Annotated in this window: 2 protein-coding genes; both read left to right on the plus strand. The window is 77.5% G+C overall.

What is annotated here, in order from left to right:
* On the plus strand, positions 1-1,041 hold a 1,041-nt coding region (locus AW271_RS23000), incomplete at its 5' end, for an acyl carrier protein (RefSeq protein ID WP_169806386.1).
* A gap of 28 nt (positions 1,042-1,069) precedes the next feature.
* Positions 1,070-20,840: type I polyketide synthase (locus tag AW271_RS42475; RefSeq protein WP_062339540.1), on the plus strand; the 19,771-nt coding region annotated here is incomplete at its 3' end.

The following is a 20,840-nucleotide window of genomic DNA, read 5'->3' on the forward strand; positions in this document are numbered from 1 at the left end:
GCCCCGGCCCGCGCCGCCTGCCACCTGGCCGCGACCGGCCGCGCCACCGCCGTCACCGTCGCCACCCCGGACGGCCCCGCCGCCCCGGGCACGGCCGCCCTGGCCGCCGGGCTGGCCGCCACGGGCGCGGACGTCCTGATGGTCACGGCCCTCCCGGATGGACTTGCGCCCGCGACGGTGATCCACGAGGCCGGGCCCGATCGGGACGCGATCACGCGCCTGCGCGGCCTCGACCCCGGCACGTTCCTGCTGTTCACCACCCTCGACGCGATCCTCGGCGACGCCCCGGACGGCAGCGCCGCCCAGGCGGGCCTGCTCGAAGCCCTGGCCGCCCACGGCGCGACCGTCCTGGCCTGGGGCGACGGTCTCGACGACGACGACCTGCCGGCCGTGCTCGACCTGGCGCTCGACCGCGGGGCGGGCGTGCTGGTCCCGGCGCGGCTGCGCGACCGGATCGGGGACGCCCCCGTCTGGCGGGCCCTGGCCGCGCCCCCGGCCGCCGAGCCGGAAGGCGACGCCGCCGAGGTCACCGAGGCCCTGCGCCGCGAACTGGCCGCGCTGACGCCGGACCAGCAGGAACGCCTGCTGCTCACCCTCGTCCGGGCGCACGTCGCGGCCGTGCTCGGCCAGGCCTCGCCCGAGGCGGTCGAGCCGCGCCGCGCCTTCAGCGACCTCGGGTTCGACTCGATGATCGCCGTCGAACTGCGCAACCGGCTGACCTCGGCGACCGGCCTGAGACTGCCCGCCACGGTCGTCTTCGACTACCCGACCACCGCCGCGGTCGCCGACTACCTGCGGGAACTCCTCGTCCTGGACGGCGCGGACGGCGCCGACGCCGAGGAGGAGCAGCTCCGGCGGGTGCTGGCCACCACCGCGTTGTCCCGGTTCCGCGACGCGGGCATCCTCGACGCCCTGCTGCGGCTGGCCGACCCCGACGGCGGCGCCCCGGACCCCGGCGGCGCGGCCGAGGGCGACATCGACGCGCTCGACGCCGAGAGCCTGGTCCGGATGGCGCTCGATTCCGAAAGTGCTGACTTCTGATGCTTGGCGACGCGTGGAGGTTGTCGAAATGACCATGCCGGCGGACAAGGTCCTCGACGCGCTGCGGGCCTCACTCAAGGAGACGGACCGGCTGCGCCGGCGCAACCGGGAGCTGAGCGCCGCCTCGTGGGCGCCCATCGCGATCGTCGGCATGGGCTGCCGGTTCCCCGGCGGGGTGACCGACCCCGAAAGCCTCTGGGACCTCGTCGCCGACGGGGGCGACGCGATCACCGGCTTCCCCGGCGACCGGGGCTGGGAGGCCGTCGTCGCGGGCACCGAGACGAAGTACGTCCAGACCGGAGGCTTCGTCCACGACGCCCCCATGTTCGACCCCGGCTTCTTCGGCATCAGCCCCCGTGAGGCCCTGGCGATGGACCCGCAGCAGCGCATGCTGCTGGAGGTCACCTGGGAGACCCTCGAACAGGCGGGCCTCGACCCGGCGCGGCTGCGCGGCTCGAAGACCGGCGTCTTCGCGGGCGGCTCCAACTCCGGCTACGGCGTGAGCGTCGCGGGCATCGAGGGCACCGAGGGGTACATGCTCACCGGCGGCCTGACCGCCGTCATCTCCGGGCGCATCGCCTACACGCTGGGCCTGGAGGGGCCCGCCGTGACGGTCGACACGGCCTGCTCGTCGTCCCTGGTCGCGCTCCACCTGGCCTGCCAGTCGCTGCGCGCCGAGGAGTGCACGATGGCGCTGGCCGGCGCGGTGACCGTGCTGGCCAACCCCGACTCCTTCGCCGACTTCGCCGAGCAGGGCGGCCTGGCCGCCGACGGGCGGTGCAAGGCGTTCGCCGGGGCCGCCGACGGCATCGGCTGGAGCGAGGGCGCCGCCATGTTCCTGCTGGAGCGGCTCGACGACGCCCGCCGCAACGGCCACCCGGTGCTCGCCGTGATCCGCGGCAGCGCCGTCAACCAGGACGGCGCCAGCAACGGGTTGTCGGCCCCCAACGGACCCGCCCAGCGGCGGGTCATCAGGGCCGCGTTGTCGAACGCCCGCCTGTCCCCGGCCGACGTGGACGCCGTCGAGGCGCACGGCACCGGCACCGTGCTCGGCGACCCGATCGAGGCCCAGGCGATCCTGGCCACCTACGGGCGCGGCCGCGCCCCGGACCGCCCGCTGTGGCTCGGTTCGGTGAAGTCGAACCTCGGCCACACCGGCGCCGCCGCCGGGGCGGCCGGCGTGATCAAGATGGTGCAGGCGCTGCGGCACCGGGAACTGCCCCGCACCCTGCACGTCGACGAGCCCACCCCCCGCGTCGACTGGTCGGCCGGCGACGTCCGGCTGCTGACCGAGCCGGTGGCGTGGCCCGCCGACGACCGGGTGCGCCGCGCCGGGATCTCGGCGTTCGGCATCAGCGGCACCAACGCCCACGTCGTCATCGAGGAGGCGCCCGCCGAGGAGGCCGCCGCCGCCCCGGGCGAGCCGAAGGTCCTCGACGGCCCGGCGACGGCCTGGCCCGTGTCGGGGCGCACCGCCGCCGCGCTGACCGCGCAGGCCGGCCGGCTGGCCGTGTTCGGCGCGGGGGCGGCGGAGCTCGACCCGGCCGACATCGGCTGGTCGCTGGCCACCACCCGCGCGGCGTTCGAGCACCGCGCCGTCGTCCTGGGCCGCGACCGCGACGCGCTGACCGGCGGCCTGACCGCCCTCACCGCCGGCCTGCCGGCGGCCAACCTGGTCACCGGCGTCGTCCCCGCCGGGGGAGGCGCCGGGCCGGTCGTGTTCGTCTTCCCCGGTCAGGGGGGCCAGTGGGCCGGGATGGGGCGTGAGCTGGCGCAGGCGAGCCCGGTGTTCGCGGCGCGGCTGGCCGAGTGCGCGGAGGCTTTGGCGCCGCACGTGGACTGGGATCTGATGGACGCCGATCTGTCGCGTATCGACGTGGTGCATCCGGCGTTGTGGGCGGTGATGGTGTCGCTGGCGGCCGTCTGGGAGGCGGCGGGTGTGCGACCCGACGCGGTCATCGGGCACAGCCAGGGAGAGATCGCGGCGGCCACCGTGGCGGGGGTGTTGTCCCTGGCCGACGGCGCGAAGGTGGTGGCCCGGCGTGGCCTGGCCATGAGGGCGATGGCCGGAAACGGCGGGGTGTTGTCGCTCGCGGCGTCCCTGGAAGCGGTCGAGGCCCGGTTGTCCGGGCACCCCCGGCTGGCGGTGGCGACGGTCAACGGCCCGGAGGCCGTCACCGTCTCGGGCGCGGTCGACGACCTGCAGGCGCTGGCCGAGGAGTGCGAGCGCGACGGGGTCCGGGCCCGGTTCGTGCCGATGGACTACGCCCCGCACGGCCCCCAGGTCGAGGCCATCCGGGACGAGATCCTGACGGCCCTGGACGGCATCACCCCCGGCCCGGCGGCGATCCCGATGGTCTCCGGGATGACCGCCGACTACCTCGACGGCGAGACGGCCGGGCCCGAGTACTGGTACGCGAGCCTGCGCGCCACCGTCCGGTTCGCCGAGGGCGTCGAGCGGCTCGGCCGCGACGGCCACGGCGTGTTCGTCGAGGTCTCCCCGCACCCGGTGCTCACGACGTCGATCGCCGCCACCCTCGACGGCGCGGTCGTCACCGGCACCCTCCGCCGCGACGACGGCGGCCCGGACCGGCTGCTGACCTCCCTCGCCGAGGCGCACGTGCACGGCGTCGCCGTCGACTGGACCACGGTCCTGCCCACCGGCTCCCCGGTCGGCCTGCCGACCTACGCCTTCCAGCGGCGGCGCTACTGGCCGCCGTCGTTGACCGGCGGCGTCGGCGACCTGCGGTCGGCCGGGCTGAACGCGGTCGGCCACCCCCTGCTCGGCGCCGCCGTCGAACTGGCCGACGGCGACGGCCTGGTGCTGACCGGGCGGCTCTCGCCCCGCGCCCAGCCCTGGCTGGCCGAGCAGACGATCGCCGGGACGCCCCACCTCCCGTCGGCCGTGCTCGTCGAGCTCGCGGTCGTCGCGGGCCACCTCGCCGGCTGCACCCGCATTGACACGCTGGCCCCGGCCGGACCGCTGACCTTCGGCCCCGACGAGGAGATCCAGGTCCAGGTCACCGTCGGCGCGCCGGGCCCCGACGGCCTGCGCGAGGTCGAGATCTTCGCCCGCCCCGCCGAGGGCGGCCCCGAATGGACCCGGCACGCCACCGGCCGTGTCGGCCCGGTCACCCCCGCCGACCCCGGCGACTGGACCCCTTGGCCCCCGCCCGACGCGGAACCGATCCCCGTCGAGGGCCTCTACGAGGCGCTCGCGGAGACCGGGCACGACCTCGGCCCCGCGTTCCACGGCCTGGAGGCGGTGTGGCGGCGCGGCGACGACGTGTTCGCCGAGGTCACCCTGCCCGAGCAGACCGCCACCGGCGCCTTCGGCCTGCACCCGGCCGTCCTGGACACGGTGCTCCAGGCCGCCTGGTTGACCCGCCCCGCCGACGCGGACGCGCGGCCGCACCTGCCCGCCCGCTGGTCGGACGTCTCGGTGTACGCGGCCGGCGCGACCACGGTCCGCGCCCGGCTGCGGCACGGAGCGGACGGCGCGGTGTCGGTGCTGGCGGTCGACGGCGCGGGCAACCCGGTCGTCTCCGCCGGATCGGTGGACCTGCGCCCGGTGGACACCACGGCCGCGCCCGCCCCGAAGGACACGCTGTTCGCCGTCGAGTGGACGCCCGTGCCGGTCTCGGCCGCCCCGGTCGGCCGCTGGGGCGTCGTCGGCGCCGACCCCCTCGGGCTCGCGCCCGCGTTGTCGGGGGCCGGGGCCGACCTCGTGCTCTATCCCGACTTTGCCTCCCTCACCGCCGCCGCCGAGTCGGGCGACCTCGTACCGGAAGTGGTGCTGGCCGGGCTCGACGGGACCGGCCATGACGACCGGGCGAAGGCGGCCAGGGACCTGGCGGCCGGAGCGCTGGAGGTCGCGCGGCACTGGATGGCCGCGCCGCTGCCCGGCAGCCGTCTCGTCGTGGTCACCCGGGGCGCGGTCGCCGCGCTGCCCGGCGAGGACGTCACCGACCTGGGCGCGGCGGCCGTCTGGGGCCTGCTGCGCTCGGCGCAGTCGGAGGACCCGGGCCGTACCGTCCTGGTCGACCTGCCCGCCGAGGCGCTGCCCGTCGGGGTGCTGGCCGGGGCCCTCGGCTCCGCCGAACCGGAGCTGGCGATCCGCGACCAGCGCGCGTACGGACGCCGCCTGGTCCGCCCGGCCGCCGCCACTCCCGCCCCCTTCAGAACCGGCGACCCGGGCACCGTCGTGATCACCGGCGGCACCGGCACGCTGGCAGGCCTGACCGCGCGCCACCTCGCCGCCACCGGCCGGGCCCGCCGCCTGCTCCTGGTCAGCCGCTCCGGCCCGGCCGCCGCCGGGGCCGCCCTGCTGGCCGCCGACCTCGCCGAGTCGGGCGTGGACGCCCGGATCGCGGCGGCCGACGCCGCCGACCGCGAATGCCTGGCCGGGCTGCTGGACGGGGAACGGCTGACCGGCGTCGTGCACGCCGCCGGCGTCATCGACGACGGCGTGATCGCGTCGCTCACCCCCGAACGCGTCGACTTGGTCATGCGGCCCAAGACCGACCCGGCGTGGATCCTGCACGAGCTGACCCGCGACCTCGACCTCGACCTGTTCGTGCTGTTCTCCTCGGCCGCCGCCACCTTCGGCGGGCCCGGACAGGGCAACTACACCGCCGCCAACGCCTTCCTCGACGGCCTGGCCGCCCACCGCCGCGCCGCCGGACTGCCCGGCCTGTCGCTGGCCTGGGGCTCGTGGGTCACCGGCGCCGGCATCGGCCGCACGCTCAGCCACGACCTGCTCGCCCGGGCCACCGGCGGCGGCACCGCCGAACTCGGCGCGGAAGAGGGCCTGGCCCTGCTCGACACGGCCCTGGCCCGCGACGAGGCGCTGCTCGTCCCCTTCCGGCTGGACGTCGCCGGGCTCCGCGCCGCCGCGACCCGGGGCGCGGCCCTGCCGCCGCTGCTGCGCACGCTGGCCGGACCGGCCCGCGCGGGTGTCGCGTCGGCCGTGAACACCGGCGCGGGATCGGGCCCGCTGCACCGGCAGCTGGCGCGGGTGCCGGCCGCCGAGCGGGAGCGGATCCTGACCCGGCTCGTGCACTCCCACGTCGCCGCCGTGCTCGGGCACGACTCCCCGGACGGCGTCGAACCCGGCCGGACCTTCGCCGAACTCGGCTTCGACTCGCTCACCGCCGTCGGGCTGCGCAACCGGCTGAACGAGGCCACCGGCCTGCGGCTGGCCGCCACCCTCGTCTTCGACTACCCGACCCCCGCCGCCCTGTGCCGCCACATCGGCGACCAGCTCGCCGGAGCCGGTCAGCCGGCCGCCCCGGTGACGGCCGCGGTGAGCGGCGACCCGATCGCCGTCGTCGGCATGGGCTGCCGGTTCCCCGGCGGCGTCGACGGCCCGGACGCCCTGTGGCGCATGCTCAGCGAGGGCACGGACACCATCTCCGGGTTCCCCGCCGACCGGGGCTGGGAGGGCTGGGAGGGCATCGGGACGTCGTCCGCGACCGAAGGAGGCTTCGTCGACGGCGCGGGCGACTTCGACGCGGGCTTCTTCCGGATCAGCCCCCGCGAGGCGCTGGCGATGGACCCGCAGCAGCGGCTGCTGCTGGAGACCTCGTGGGAGGCCCTGGAGCACGCGGGCATCGACCCGGCGTCGCTGCGCGGCTCGATGACCGGCGTCTTCGTCGGCGCGGCCGCCTCGGGCTACTCGGCCCTCGGCGCGACCGCCGACGGCGCGGAGGGGCACCTGCTCACCGGCAACATCCCCAGCGTGATCTCGGGCCGGGTGTCGTACACCCTCGGGCTGGAGGGCCCGGCGGTCACGGTGGACACGGCCTGCTCGGCGTCCCTCGTCTCGCTGCACCTGGCCGCCGCCTCGTTGCGCACGGGGGAGTGCTCCCTGGCCCTGGCCGGCGGAGTGATGATCATGGTCGACCCGGCCGAGTTCCTCAGCTTCTCCCTCCAGGGCGCGCTCGCCGCCGACGGGCGCTCGAAGGCGTTCTCCGCCGCCGCCGACGGCATGGCGCTCGGCGAGGGCGCGGGCATGGTCGTGCTGGAGCGGCTCTCGGACGCCCGCCGGAACGGGCACCCCGTGCTGGCGGTGATCGCGGGCAGCGCGATCAACCAGGACGGCGCGTCCAACGGCCTGACCGCTCCCAACGGTCCTTCGCAGCAGCGGGTGATCAGGGCCGCGCTGGCGGGCGCGGGCCTGACGGCCGCCGACGTCGACGCCGTCGAGGCGCACGGCACCGGCACCACCCTCGGCGACCCGATCGAGGCCCAGGCGCTGCTGGCCACCTACGGCCAGGACCGGCCCGAGGGCCGCCCGTTGTGGCTGGGCTCGGTGAAGTCGAACATCGGGCACGCCCAGCAGGCCGCCGGCGTGGCCGGCGTGATGAAGATGGTGCTCGCGCTGCGGCACGCCGAACTGCCCGCCACCCTGCACGCGGCCGAGCCGTCCCCGCACGTCGACTGGTCGGCGGGCGACCTCAAGCTGCTCACCGCGCCGGTGCCCTGGCCGGCCGGCGACCGGCCCCGCCGCGCGGGCGTCTCCTCGTTCGGCATCAGCGGCACCAACGCCCACCTGATCCTCGAAGAGGCCCCCCGTCACGACGAGGCCGCGCCCGCCGGGACCACCCCGGTCCTGCCCGGCGCGACGGCCTGGCTGGTGTCGGCCCGTTCCCCGGAGGGACTGCGGGCCCAGGCCGCCCGGCTGGCCGAAGCCGTGCCCGGCCTCGACCCCGCCGACGTCGGCTGGTCGCTGGCCACCACCCGGACCGCCTTCGAGCACCGCGCCGTGGTCGTCGGCGACGTCGCCGCGGGCCTGCCGGCCCTGGCGGCCGGGCACCCGGCGGCCGAGGTGGTCACCGGCACGGCGGGCGCGGCCGGACCGGTCGTGTTCGTCTTCCCGGGCCAGGGCTCGCAGTGGGCCGGCATGGGCCGTGAGCTGGCCGCTTCGTCTCCGGTGTTCGCCGCCCGAATGGCCGAGTGCCGCGCCGCCCTCGCCCCCTACCTCGACTGGTCGTTCGACGACGACCTCGACCTGGACCGGGTGGACGTCGTCCAGCCCGCGTTGTGGGCGGTCATGGTGTCGCTCGCGGCGGTCTGGCAGGTGGCCGGGGTGACACCCGACGCGGTGGTCGGCCACTCGCAGGGGGAGATCGCCGCCGCCGTGGTCGCCGGAATCCTCTCCCTGGACGACGCCGCCAAGGTCGTGGCGTTGCGCAGCAAGGCGCTGGTGGCCTTGTCGGGCAAGGGCGGCATGCTCTCGATCGCCGAACCGGTCGACGCGGTGAGAGACCGGATCGAAGCGTGGGCCTCCGATCGGGTCGCGGGCGCCGGCCCGGATTCCGCCGGCCTGGTCTCGGGCGGTTGGCATACGTTCGGCCCGGTTTCCATCGCGGCGGTCAACGGCCCGGCGGCGACCGTGCTCTCCGGTGACCCTTCGGCGTTGGCCGAGTTGCTGGCCGCCTGCGAGCGCGACGGCGTCCGGGCCCGGATGTTGCCCGTCGACTACGCCTCCCACGGCCCCCAGGTCGAGGAGTTGCGCGAGGAGATCCTGCGCCTGCTCGACGGGATCAGCCCCCGCCCGGCCGCCGTCCCGATGATCTCGGCGATGACCGGCGAGCCGCTGACCGGCCCCGAGGCCGACGCCGGCTACTGGTACGCGAGCCTGCGCGCGCCCGTCCGGTTCGACGCGGCCACCCGGGCGCTGCGGGAGAGCGGCCACGGCGTCTTCGTCGAGGTGTCGCCCCATCCGGTGCTGACGGCGGCGGTCGCCGACACGCTCGACGAGGGCGCGGTCGTGGCGGGCACGCTGCGCCGCGACGACGGCGGCGCGACCCGCCTGCTGACCTCCCTCGCCGAACTGCACGTCCGGGGCGTCGCCGTCGACTGGCCCACGGTGCTGACCCGCGGATCCCGCGTCGACCTGCCCACCTACGCCTTCCGCCGCCACCGCTACTGGCCCTCGCCCTCGGCGGGGGGCGCCGGGGACCTGCGCTCGGCCGGCCTGAACTCGGTCGGGCACGCCCTGCTGGGCGCGGCCGTCGACCTCGCCGACGGCGACGTCACCGTGGTCACCGGACGGTTGTCGGCACGCGCCCAGCCGTGGCTCGGCGACCACGTCGTGGGCGGCGCCACGTTGTTCCCCGGCACGGGCTTCGTCGAGCTGGCCGTCGTCGCCGGCCACCTGGCCGGCTGCACCCGCGTCGACGAGCTGACCCTGGCCGCCCCGCTGGTGCTGCCCCCCGACGAGGAGGTCCAGGTCCAGGTCACCCTGGGCGGCCCCGGCCCCGACGGCCTGCGCGACCTGGAGATCTTCGCCCGGTCGCAGGACGCCGGCACCCCGTGGACCCGGCACGCCGCCGGACGCGTCGGCCCCGCCGGTCCCGTTCCCTCCGACACCGCCGACTTCGCCGTCTGGCCGCCCGAAGGCGCGGCCCCGCTCGGGGTCGACGGCCTGTACGACGCCCTCGCGGCGGCCGGCCAGGACTTCGGCCCCGCCTTCCGCGGACTGGCCGCCGCCTGGAGCCGGGGCGACGACGTCTTCGCCGAGGCGGCCCTGCCCGACCCCGCCGACGCGACCGCCGCCGCCTTCGGCCTGCACCCGGCCCTGCTCGACGCCGCGCTCCAGGCGGTCTGGCTGACCGCGTCCGGCGAGACCGGCCCGCGCATGCCCTTCGCCTGGTCGGACGTCTCCCTCCACGCCGCCGGGGCGACGACCCTGCGGGCCCGGCTGCGGCGCGACCCGAACGGCGCGGTGTCGCTGCTCGCGGTCGACGGCGCGGGCACGCCCGTGGTCTCCGTCGGATCGCTGGCGCTGCGCCCCGTCGCGGCCGCCGACACCACCCGCGACGTGCTGTTCGGCGTCGAATGGGTGCCGATCCCCCTCACCGGCGACCACGCCGCGACCCCCGGCGTCGTGCTGGCCGAGATCGGCGGAGCCGGCGACCCCGACCAGGGGCGGGCGGCGCGGCGGGTGAGCAACGAGGCCCTGACGCTGGTCCGCGACTGGCTGGCGGGCGACACCGACGGCCGCCTGGTCGTCGTCACCCGGGGCGCGGTCGCCGCCCGGCCCGGGGAGGACGTCACCGACCTGGCCGCCGCGGCGGCGCTCGGGTTGTTGCGGTCGGCGCAGTCGGAGAACCCCGGCCGCCTCGTGCTGGCCGACCTGCCGGTCGGCGACGACGGCTCGATGGACGTGCTGCTCGGCGCGCTCGGCTCGGGCGAACCGGAACTGGCCGTCCGGGACGGGCGTGCGCACGGCCGCCGCCTGGTCCGGCCCGCCGTGTCGGAGCCCGCCGAAACGGCTCCACGAGTGCCCGGGACGGTGCTGGTCACCGGCGGCACCGGCACGCTCGCCGGCCTGACCGCCCGCCACCTCGCCGTCACCGGCCGGGCGCGGCGGCTGCTGCTGGTCAGCCGGTCCGGTCCGGCCGCCGCCGGGGCCGCGCTCGTGGCCGCCGGGGTGGCCGAGGCCGGCGCCGACGCGCACGTGGCCGCCGCCGACGTCACCGACCGGGCCGCCGTGGCGGCACTGACGGCCGGGGAGCGGCTGACCGGCGTCGTCCACACCGCCGGGATCGTCGACGACGGCGTGCTCGGCTCGCTCACCCCCGAGCGGGTCGACGCCGTGATGCGGCCCAAGACCGACGCGGCCTGGTTGCTGCACGAGCTCACCCGGGAGCTCGACCTGGACCTGTTCGTGTTGTTCTCCTCGGCGGCGGCCACGTTCGGCAGCGCCGGCCAGGGCAACTACACCGCCGGCAACGCCTTCCTCGACGGCCTGGCCGCCCACCGCCGCGCCGCCGGGCTGCCCGGCCTGTCGCTGGCCTGGGGCGCCTGGGTCGCCGGGGAGGGCATCGGCCGCAACCTGAGCGCCGGGCTGCTCGCCAGGGCCACCGGCGGGGGCGGCAACGAACTCGGCGCCGACGAGGGCCTGGCCGTCCTCGACCGGGCCCTGGCCCGCGACGACGCCCTGCTCGTGCCGTTCCGGCTCGACGTGGCCGGGCTCCGCGCCGTCGCGGCGCGCGGCGGCGCGCTGCCGCCGCTGCTGCGCGAACTGTCCGGCCCGATCCGCGCGGGCGTGACGGCGGCGGTGAACACCGGCGGCGGGTCGGGCGCGCTGCGCGAGCGGCTGCTCCGTCTGCCCGCGGCCGACCGCGACCGGACCCTCGTCGACCTCGTCCGCACCCACGTCGCCGCCGTGCTCGGGCACGCCTCACCGGACGCGATCGAGCCCGGCCGCGCCTTCGGCGACCTCGGCTTCGACTCGCTCACCGCCGTCGACCTGCGCAACCGGCTGAACGAGGCCACCGGGCTCCGGCTGCCGGCCACCCTGGTGTTCGACTACCCGACCACGGCCGTCCTGGCCGCCCACCTGGCCGCCGAGTTGCTCGGCGTCCTGGTCGAGGACGCCTCCCTCCCGGCCGCCGCCCCGGAACTGGGCGAGCCGATCGCCATCGTCGGCATGGGCTGCCGCTTCCCCGGGGGCGTCCACGACCCCGAGGCGTTGTGGGAACTGCTCTCCGAGGGCCGGGACGCGATCACCCACCTGCCCGGCGACCGGGGCTGGAACCTGGAGGCCCTGTACGACCCCGACCCCGACAAGGCCGGCACCTCCTACGCCCGCTCGGGCGGCTTCCTGCACGACGCGGCCGACTTCGACCCCGGCTTCTTCGGCATCAGCCCCCGCGAGGCCCAGGCGATGGACCCGCAGCAGCGGCTCCTCCTGGAGGTCTCGTGGGAGGCCCTGGAGCGGGCCGGCCTCGACCCGGTCAGCCTGCGGGGCTCGTCCACGGGCGTGTTCGCCGGCGGATCGTCGTGGGGCTACGGCGCGTCGGGCGGCGGCGGTTCCGAGGGGCACCTGATGACCGGCGCCTCGACCAGTGTGATCTCGGGACGGGTCTCGTACACCCTCGGCCTGGAGGGTCCGGCCGTCACCGTCGACACCGCCTGCTCGTCGTCGCTGGTGGCCCTGCACCTGGCCGCGCAGGCGCTGCGGACCGGGGAGTGCTCCCTGGCCCTGGCGGGCGGCGTGACCGTCATGGCGACGCCCGGGGCGCTGGTCGGCTTCTCCCGCCAGCGCGGCCTCGCCCAGGACGGGCGCTGCAAGGCGTTCTCGGCCTCCGCCGACGGCATGGGCATGGCCGAGGGCGCGTCCATGCTGCTGCTGGAGCGCCTGTCGGACGCCCGCCGCAACGGCCACCCTGTGCTGGCCGTCATCCGCGGCAGCGCGGTGAACCAGGACGGCGCCTCGAACGGCCTGACCGCCCCCAACGGCCCCTCGCAGCAGCGGGTGATCCGCGCCGCGCTGGCCAACGCGCGGCTGACCGCGGCCGACGTCGACGCCGTCGAGGCCCACGGCACCGGCACCACACTCGGCGACCCCATCGAGGCCCAGGCCCTCATGGCCGTCTACGGCCGCGACCGGCCGGCCGACCGGCCGGTGTGGCTCGGCTCGGTGAAGTCGAACCTGGCCCACACCCAGGCCGCGGCGGGCGCGGCCGGCGTGATGAAGATGGTGCTGGCCCTCCAGCACGAGGAACTGCCCCGCAGCCTGCACGCGGACGACCCCGCGGGCACCATCGACTGGTCCGCCGGGAACGTCCGGCTCCTGGCCGAGGCGCGGCCATGGCAGGCCGACGGACGCCCCCGGCGGGCCGGCGTCTCCTCGTTCGGCATGAGCGGCACCAACGCCCACGTCATCATCGAGGAGGCCGCCCCGGCCGAGGAGGTCCCGGCCCCGGCCGCCCCGCCGGTGTTGTCGGGCGCCACCGCCTGGCTGATCTCAAGCCGCACGGCCACGGGCCTGACCACCCAGGCAAGCCGCCTGGCCGCCCACCTGACCGACCACGAGGCGAATCGCCCGGCCGACCGTGTGGCGGAGCGCCTGGCTGATCACGGGGCCGAGCACCTGGCCGATCACCTGGCGGACCGTCTGGCCGACCGTGTGGCGGAGCGCCTGGCTGATCACGGGGCCGAGCACCTGGCCGATCACATGGCGGACCGGTTGGCCGACCCGGGCGACGAGGCGGTCGGCGACGTGGCGTGGTCGCTGGCCACCACCCGTTCGGTGTTCGAGCACCGCGCCGTCGTCCTCGGCGGTACCCGGCGGGAACTGCTCTCCGGGCTGGCGGCCGTCGCGGCGGGAGAGCCGTCGGCCTCGGCCGTGACCGGCACCGTGCCGCCCGGCGGCAACGGCGGGCGCGTGGTGTTCGTGTTCCCCGGCCAGGGCTCGCAGTGGGCGGGCATGGGCCGGGAGCTCGCCGCGAGCAGCCCGGTGTTCGCCGCACGGATGGCCGAATGCGGTGCGGCCCTCGCGCCTTATGTCGACTGGTCGCTCGACGATGACCTGGACCTCGACCGGGTCGACGTGGTGCAGCCGGCGTTGTGGGCGGTCATGGTGTCGCTTGCGGCGGTGTGGGAGGCGGCCGGGGTGCGCCCCGACGCGGTGCTCGGGCACTCCCAGGGCGAGATCGCCGCGGCCGTCGTCGCCGGGATCCTCACCCTGGACGACGCGGCCAGAGTGGTGGCCCTCCGCAGCCGCGCGCTGACGGCGTTGTCCGGACGCGGCGGCATGCTCTCGATCGCCGAACCGGCCGACGCGGTCGAGGCCCGGCTGCTCCCGTGGGCCGGCCGGGCCGACGTCGCCGCGGTCAACGGCCCGGACGCGACCGTGGTCTCCGGCGATCCCGCCGCCCTCGACGAGCTCGCCGCCGCCTGCGAGGCGGCCGGGGTGCGGGCCCGGCGGCTCCCCGTCGGCTACGCCTCCCACGGCCCGCAGGTCGAGGAGCTCCGCGACGAGATCCTCACCCTGCTGGCCCCCATCGTCCCCCGGCCCGGCCGGTTGCCGATGACGTCGTCCATGACCGGCGAGATCCTGGAGGGCGCCGAGGCCGACGCCGCGTACTGGTACGCCAGCCTCCGCAACCCCGTCCAGTTCGCCGACGCCGTCCGGGTGCTCGGCGACGCCGGCTACTCCGTCTTCGTCGAGACCTCCCCCCATCCGGTGCTGACCGCCGCCGTCCAGGCCACCCTCGACGAGGCCGAGCCCGACCGGCCGCCGGTCGTCACCGGCACGCTCCGCCGGGACGAGGGCGGCCCCGCCCGCGTGCTGACCGCGCTGGCCGAGGCGCACGCGCACGGCGTCGCCGTCGACTGGCCGAAGGTGCTTCCCGCCAGACGCCGGATCGCCCTGCCGACCTACGCCTTCCAGCACCAGCGCTACTGGTACCGGCCGGTCCTCTCGGGCGCGGGCGACGTCGGCTCGGCCGGGCTCGACCCGGTCGGCCACCCGCTGCTCGGCGCGGCGGTCGAACTCGCCGACGGCGGCGGCCTGGTCGTCACCGGGCGGCTCTCCCTCGCCGACCAGCCCTGGCTCGGCGAGCCCACATCCGCCGCGACCGTGCTCGCCGAACTCGCGATCGTGGCCGGCTACCAGGCCGGCTGTCCCCGGGTCGCCGAGCTCGGCACCGACCGGCCGCTGACGATCGAGCCCGGCGCGCCGCTGCAGGTCCAGGTCGCCGTGGGCGAACCCGACGCCGACGGCGAGCGCACGGTCGAGATCCACGCCCGGCGCGCCCGCTCGGACGACCCCTGGACCCGCCACGCCCACGGCCGCGTCACCCCCGACCGCCCGGCCCCCACGCCCCCGCCCCCCGCGACCTGGCCGCCCGCAGGCGCGGTCCCGCTCGCGGAGTCGGCGTGGCTCGACGGCGACGACCTGCTCGCAGAGGTGACCCTGCCCGAGGAGGCCGAGGTCTACGGCCTGCACCCGGCCCTGCTGGCCGCCGCCCTCGACGCGGTCGCGCTGGCCGGCCCCGGCTGGCCCGCCGCCGGCCCCGCCGACGTCCTCCTGCCGTCCGCCTGGACCGGGACCGCCCTGCACACCGCCGGGGCCACCACCCTGCGCGCCCGCCTGACCCGCCTCGACGGGGAACGACTGGCCCTGACCGCGACCGACGCCACGGGCGGCCCGGCCGTGACCGTGGAGTCGGTGACCCTGCGCCCGGTCCCGCTGGAGACGGTCCGGGCCGCCGCGACCCGCACCCGCGACGCGATGTTCGCCGTCGCCTGGACGCCCGTCCCGGTCCCCGTGGCGGCTTCGGCCGGTCGCTGGGCCGTAGCGGGCGACGACCCGCTCAACCTCGCCGGTTCGCTCGCCGCCGCCGGGGTCGACGTGGAGACCCGCACCGGACTCGACGCCGGACTCGGCACCGGACTCGACGCCGGACTCGGCAACGGACTCGACGGCGGCCTGGGCGCCGACCTGGGCGCCGACCTGGGCGCCGAACTCGACGCGGATCTCGAAGTGGTCCTGGCCTTCGTCGGCGACGCCGGCACCCCCGACGTCAGCCCCGACGCTGACCCCGACGACGACCCCGCCGAGGCGGCCCGCCGCACGACCGCCGAGGTGCTCGATCTGATCCAGCGCTGGCTCGCCCTCGACCTCCCTGACGAGGCCCGGCTGGTCCTCGTCAGCCGTGGCGCCGTGGCGGCCGGGCGTGGCGAGACTGTCACCGATCTGGCCGCCGCCGCGGCGTGGGGCCTGGTGCGCTCCGCGCAGTCGGAGAACCCCGACCGGCTGATCCTCGCCGACCTGCCCGCCGACCCGGCCGAGACCGCCGAGGCGATCGGCGTGCTCGCCGCCGCCATCGGCTCCGGCGAACCCGAACTCGCGATCCGCACCGGACGGGCCCTCGGCCGCCGCCTCGTCCGCGCCGCCCTCCCCGAGGCCGAACCCATTCCCGGGAGCGCCGCAGTCCCCGAGTCGGGGGCCGTCCCGGGGAGCGGAGCAGTCACCGAGTCTGGAGCCGTCCGGGGGAGCGCCGCTGTCCGCGAGACCGGGCTCATTCAGGGGAGCGCCGCTGTCCGCGAGACCGGGCTCATTCAGGGGAGCGCCGCCCTCCCCGAGGCCGCACCCGTCCCGGGCAGCGCCGCCGTCCGCGCCGCCGCGCCCGTCCCGGGGAACGCCGCCCTCCCCGACGCCGCGCCCCTCCCCGCCAGAGCCGCCGCCGGGACCGTGCTCATCACCGGTGGCACCGGCACCCTCGCCGGGCTGGTCGCCCGCCACCTGGCCGTGACCGGTCGCGCCGCCCGGCTGCTGCTCTCGGGCCGCAGCGGCCCGCAGGCCGCAGGGGTCGCCAACCTGGTCGCCGGCCTGGCCGAAGCGGGGGCGGCCGTCCACGTCGTCGCCTGCGACGCCGCCGACCCCCGCGCCCTGGCCGGGCTGCTGGCCGGGGTCCCGGCCGACGTCCCGCTGACCGGTGTCGTGCACACCGCCGGCGTGCTCGACGACGGGGTCGTCGGCTCGCTGACCGCCGACCGGGTCGACGCCGTCATGCGTCCCAAGGCCGACGGCGCCTGGCATCTGCACCGGCTCACCGCCGGCCTCGACCTCGACTTCTTCGCCCTGTTCTCCTCGGCCGCCGCGACGTTCGGCGCGGCCGGGCAGGGCAACTACGCCGCCGGCAACGCCTTCCTCGACGCCCTGGCCGCCCACCGCCGGGCGGCCGGGTTGCCCGGCGTCTCGCTGGCCTGGGGGTTGTGGGCCGACGCCAGCGGCCTGACCGGCCACCTCAGCGCCGGTGACCGCGACCGGATGACCCGGGGCGGCGTCACCGCGATGCCGGCCGAGGAGGCGCTCGCGCTGCTCGACCTCGCGCTCACCCTGGACGACGCCCTGCTCGTCCCGGCCCGGCTCAACGTGGCCGCACTGCGCGCCCAGGTCGCGCAGGCCGGGACCAACGCCATGGTGCCGCCCCTGCTCCGCGTCCTGTCGGGCGGCGCCGACCGGGCGGCCGGTCCGGGCGGTGCGGCCGGAGAGGCGCTCCGTGCCCAGCTGGCCGGGCTGTCGGCGGCCGAGGCTGACCGGGTGCTGACCGACCTGATCCGCGCGCACGCCGCCGCCGTGCTCGGCCACGCCACGGCCGACCAGATGGAGGCGGGCCGCGCGTTCCGCGACGCCGGGTTCGACTCGCTGACCTCCGTCGAGCTGCGCAACCGGCTGACCGCCGCGACCGGCCTGAAACTCCCCGTCACCCTGGTCTTCGACCATCCCGCGCCGCGCGCGCTGGCCGCGTACCTGCGGGCCGAACTCCAGCGACGCGCAGGGGCGCGGCCGGTCGCGCCCGAGCCGCCCGCGGTGGCGGCGGCCCCGGACGAGCCGATCGCGATCGTCGGCATCGGCTGCCGGTTCCCCGGCGGCGCCGACACCCCCGGCCGGTTCTGGGAGCTGCTGAGCGGCGGCGTCGACGCGGTCGCGGGTTTCCCGGCCGACCGGGGCTGGGACGCCGACGCCGTCTACGCCGACGGCTCCGGTGACGCCGCCTCGACCACCCGGCAGGGCGGGTTCCTCTACGACGCCGCCGAGTTCGACCCCGCCTTCTTCGGCATCAGCCCGCGTGAGGCGCTCGCGATGGACCCGCAGCAGCGGCTGCTGCTGCAGACCTCCTGGGAGGCCCTGGAACACGGCGGCATCGACCCGCTGACCCTGCGCGGCAGCGCGACCGGCGTCTTCGCGGGCGGCTACGGCGGCTCCTGGTACGGCATCGGCCAGGAGGGCTACGGCATCACCGGCAGCGCGGGCAGCGTCATCTCCGGCCGGGTGTCCTACGCGCTCGGCCTCGAAGGCCCGGCCGTCACCGTCGACACGGCCTGCTCCTCCTCGCTGGTGGCCATCCACCTGGCCGCCCAGGCGCTCCGCTCGGGCGAGTGCGCGCTCGCGCTGGCCGGCGGCGCGACCGTGATGGCGACGCCGGGCTTGTTCACCGAGTTCTCGCGGCAGGGCGGCCTGGCCGCCGACGGCCGCTGCAAGGCCTTCGGCGCGTCCGCCGACGGCACCGGCTGGGGCGAGGGCGCCGGCATGCTGCTGCTGGAGCGGGTCTCCGACGCCCGCCGCAACGGCCACCGCATCCTGGCGGTGATCCGCGGCAGCGCGGTCAACCAGGACGGCGCGTCCAACGGCCTCACCGCCCCCAACGGGCCCGCGCAGCAGCGGGTGATCAGGGCCGCCCTGGCCAACGCCCGGTTGCGGGCGGGCGACGTCGACGCGGTCGAGGCGCACGGCACCGGCACCGTGCTCGGCGACCCCATCGAGGCGCAGGCCCTGCTCGCCACGTACGGCCAGGACCGGCCGGCCGAACGGCCGGTGTGGCTCGGGTCGGTGAAGTCGAACATCGCCCACACCGGGGCCGCCGCCGGCGTCGCCGGGGTGATCAAGATGGTGCTGGCGCTGCGGCACGAGGAGCTCCCGCGCACCCTGCACGCCGACGAGCCCTCCCCGCACGTCGACTGGACCGCTGGCGCGGCCCGGCTGCTGACCGAGGCCGCGCCCTGGCCGGCGGGGGAGCGCCCGCGCCGGGCCGGGGTGTCGGGCTTCGGGATCAGCGGCACCAACGCCCACGTCGTCGTCGAGGAGGCCCCCGCCGCCCCGGCCGACGTGCCCGCCGACCGGCCCGGGATCCTCAGCGGCGCACCGCAGGCCTGGCCGATCTCGGCCCGCACGCCCGAAGCGCTGGCCGCCCAGGCCCGCCGCCTGGCCGACCTCGGCCCCGACGTCGACCCCGTCGACGTCGGCTGGTCGCTGGCCACCACCCGGTCGGTGTTCGAGCACCGCGCCGTGCTGCTCGGCGCCGACGCCGGGGAGCTGGCGTCGGCCGCGCGGGCGCTGGCGGCGGGCGAACGGTCGTCCGGCGTGCTCACCGGCGAGGCGGGCCGGCCGGCCCGCGTCGGCTTCCTGTTCGCCGGGCAGGGCGCGCAGCGGGCCGGGATGGGCCGCGAGCTGTACGCGGCCAGCCCCGTCTTCGCGGCGGCGTTCGACCGGGTCGCCGACGTGCTGGAGGCCGAACTGGGCCTGGCCGTCCGCGACGTCGTGCTCAGCGCGCCCAACGTCTGCGACATGAACGGCGCCGCCCACCCCGGCGACCCGCTGGAGGCCGCCCTGGCCGACCAGACGCTCTACGCCCAGACCGGGTTGTTCGCGGTCGAGGTCGGCCTGGTCGCCGTCCTGGCGGCGGCGGGCATCGTGCCGCACGCGGTGGCCGGTCACTCGGTCGGCGAGATCGCGGCGGCGTACGCGGCCGGGGTGCTGAGCCTGGAGGACGCCTGCGCGCTGGTCGCGGCCAGGGCCCGGCTGATGCAGGGGCTGCCGCTCGGCGGCGCGATGGCGGCGGTCGAGGCGAGCGAGGACGAGATCGCCGCCGACCTCGGAACCGTGTCGCTGGCGGCGGTGAACGGACCCTCGTCGGTGGTCGTCTCCGGCGACGCGGCGGCGGTCGACGCGGTCGCCGAGCGGTGGCGCGACCGGGGCCGGCGGGTGCGCCGCCTGCGGGTCAGCCACGCCTTCCACTCGTCCCTGATGGACCCGGTCCTGCCGGAACTGGGCGAGACGGCCGCCGGGCTGACCCACCGCGCCCCGGCGGTGCCGTGGGTCGGCGCGCTGACGGGCGAGCAGGTCACCGTCCCGGAGGCCGGATACTGGCCGGCGCAGGCCCGGGAGGCGGTGCGGTTCGCCGACGCGGTGAACACGATGGCCGCGCTGGGCGTCACGGTGTTCGTCGAGATCGGCCCCGACGGCACCCTGTCGGCGATGGGGTCGGCCGCCCTCACCACCCCCGGCGACCACGACTTCGTCCCGGTGCTCCGCCCCCGGACCCCGGCCCCGGCGTCGGTCCTGACCGCGCTCGGCCGCGCCCACGTCCGGGGGGCGGACGTCGACTGGCCCGCCGTCCTGCGCCCCGGGCGGCGCGTCGACCTGCCGACCTACCCCTTCTCCCGCAGACGTTTCTGGGCCGAGCCGATGGCGCTGCCCGCCCCTGCCGGCGACGCGACGGCGGCGGAGAGCGCCTTCTGGGCCGCCGTCGAGCAGGGCGACCTGGCCGGTCTGGCCGGCGCCCTCGAGGTCGACGCGGCCCGGCCGTTCGGCGAGGTGCTGCCGGTGCTGGCCTCGTGGCGGCGGCGCGACCGCGAGGAGTCGGCGGTCGACGACTGGCGCTACCGGATCACCTGGGCGGCCGTGCCCGACCCCGAGCCCGCGCCGCTGCCGGGCGCCTGGCTGATGGTGACCGGCCCCGACGGCCACAGCCTGGCCGAGGAGTGCGTCAAGGCGCTGGCCGCCGCGCGCACCGACGTCACCCTGGTCACGGTCCCCGCCGGAGCGAGCCGGGAGGACCTGGCCGCCGTGCTGCCGGACACCCCGGTCGCGGGCGTGTTGTCCCTGCTGGCACTCGACGAGGCCCCGCTGCCCGGTCACCCCGGCGTGCCGTCGGGCCTGGCCGCGACGGTCGCCCTGGTGCGGGCGCTCGGCCCGGTCGGCGCGCCGATGTGGGTGCTGACGCGCGGCGCGGTCGCGGCCGGGCCGAACGAGACGGTGTCCCGGCCGGTCCAGGCGCAGGCCGTGGGCCTCGGCCGGGTGGCCGGCATGGAGCATCCCGACCGGTGGGGCGGCCTGATCGACCTGCCGGCCGTCCTCGACGACCGCGCCGCGACCCGGCTCGCCGGGGTGCTGGCCGGATGCGGCGAGAACGAGGTGGCGATCCGCGCGACGGGTGTGCTGGGCCGCCGCCTGGTGCGGGCCCGCCGCCCGCTCGCATCGGCCGGCGCGCCGGCGGGCGAGCGGTTCGCCCGGGGCAGCGTGCTGGTCACCGGCGGCACCGGCGCGATCGGCGGGCAGGTGGCCGACTGGCTGGCCGAGCTCGGCGCCGCCCGCGTCGTGCTGACGAGCCGTTCGGGCCCGCAGGCCCCGGGCGTCGCCGAGCGGGCGGCCCGGCTGGCCGGGCACGGTACGGCGGTCGCGGTGCTGGCCGCCGACGTCGCCCGCCGCGACC

The organism is Herbidospora sakaeratensis, from assembly GCF_001570525.1.
Lineage (GTDB): Bacteria > Actinomycetota > Actinomycetes > Streptosporangiales > Streptosporangiaceae > Herbidospora > Herbidospora sakaeratensis.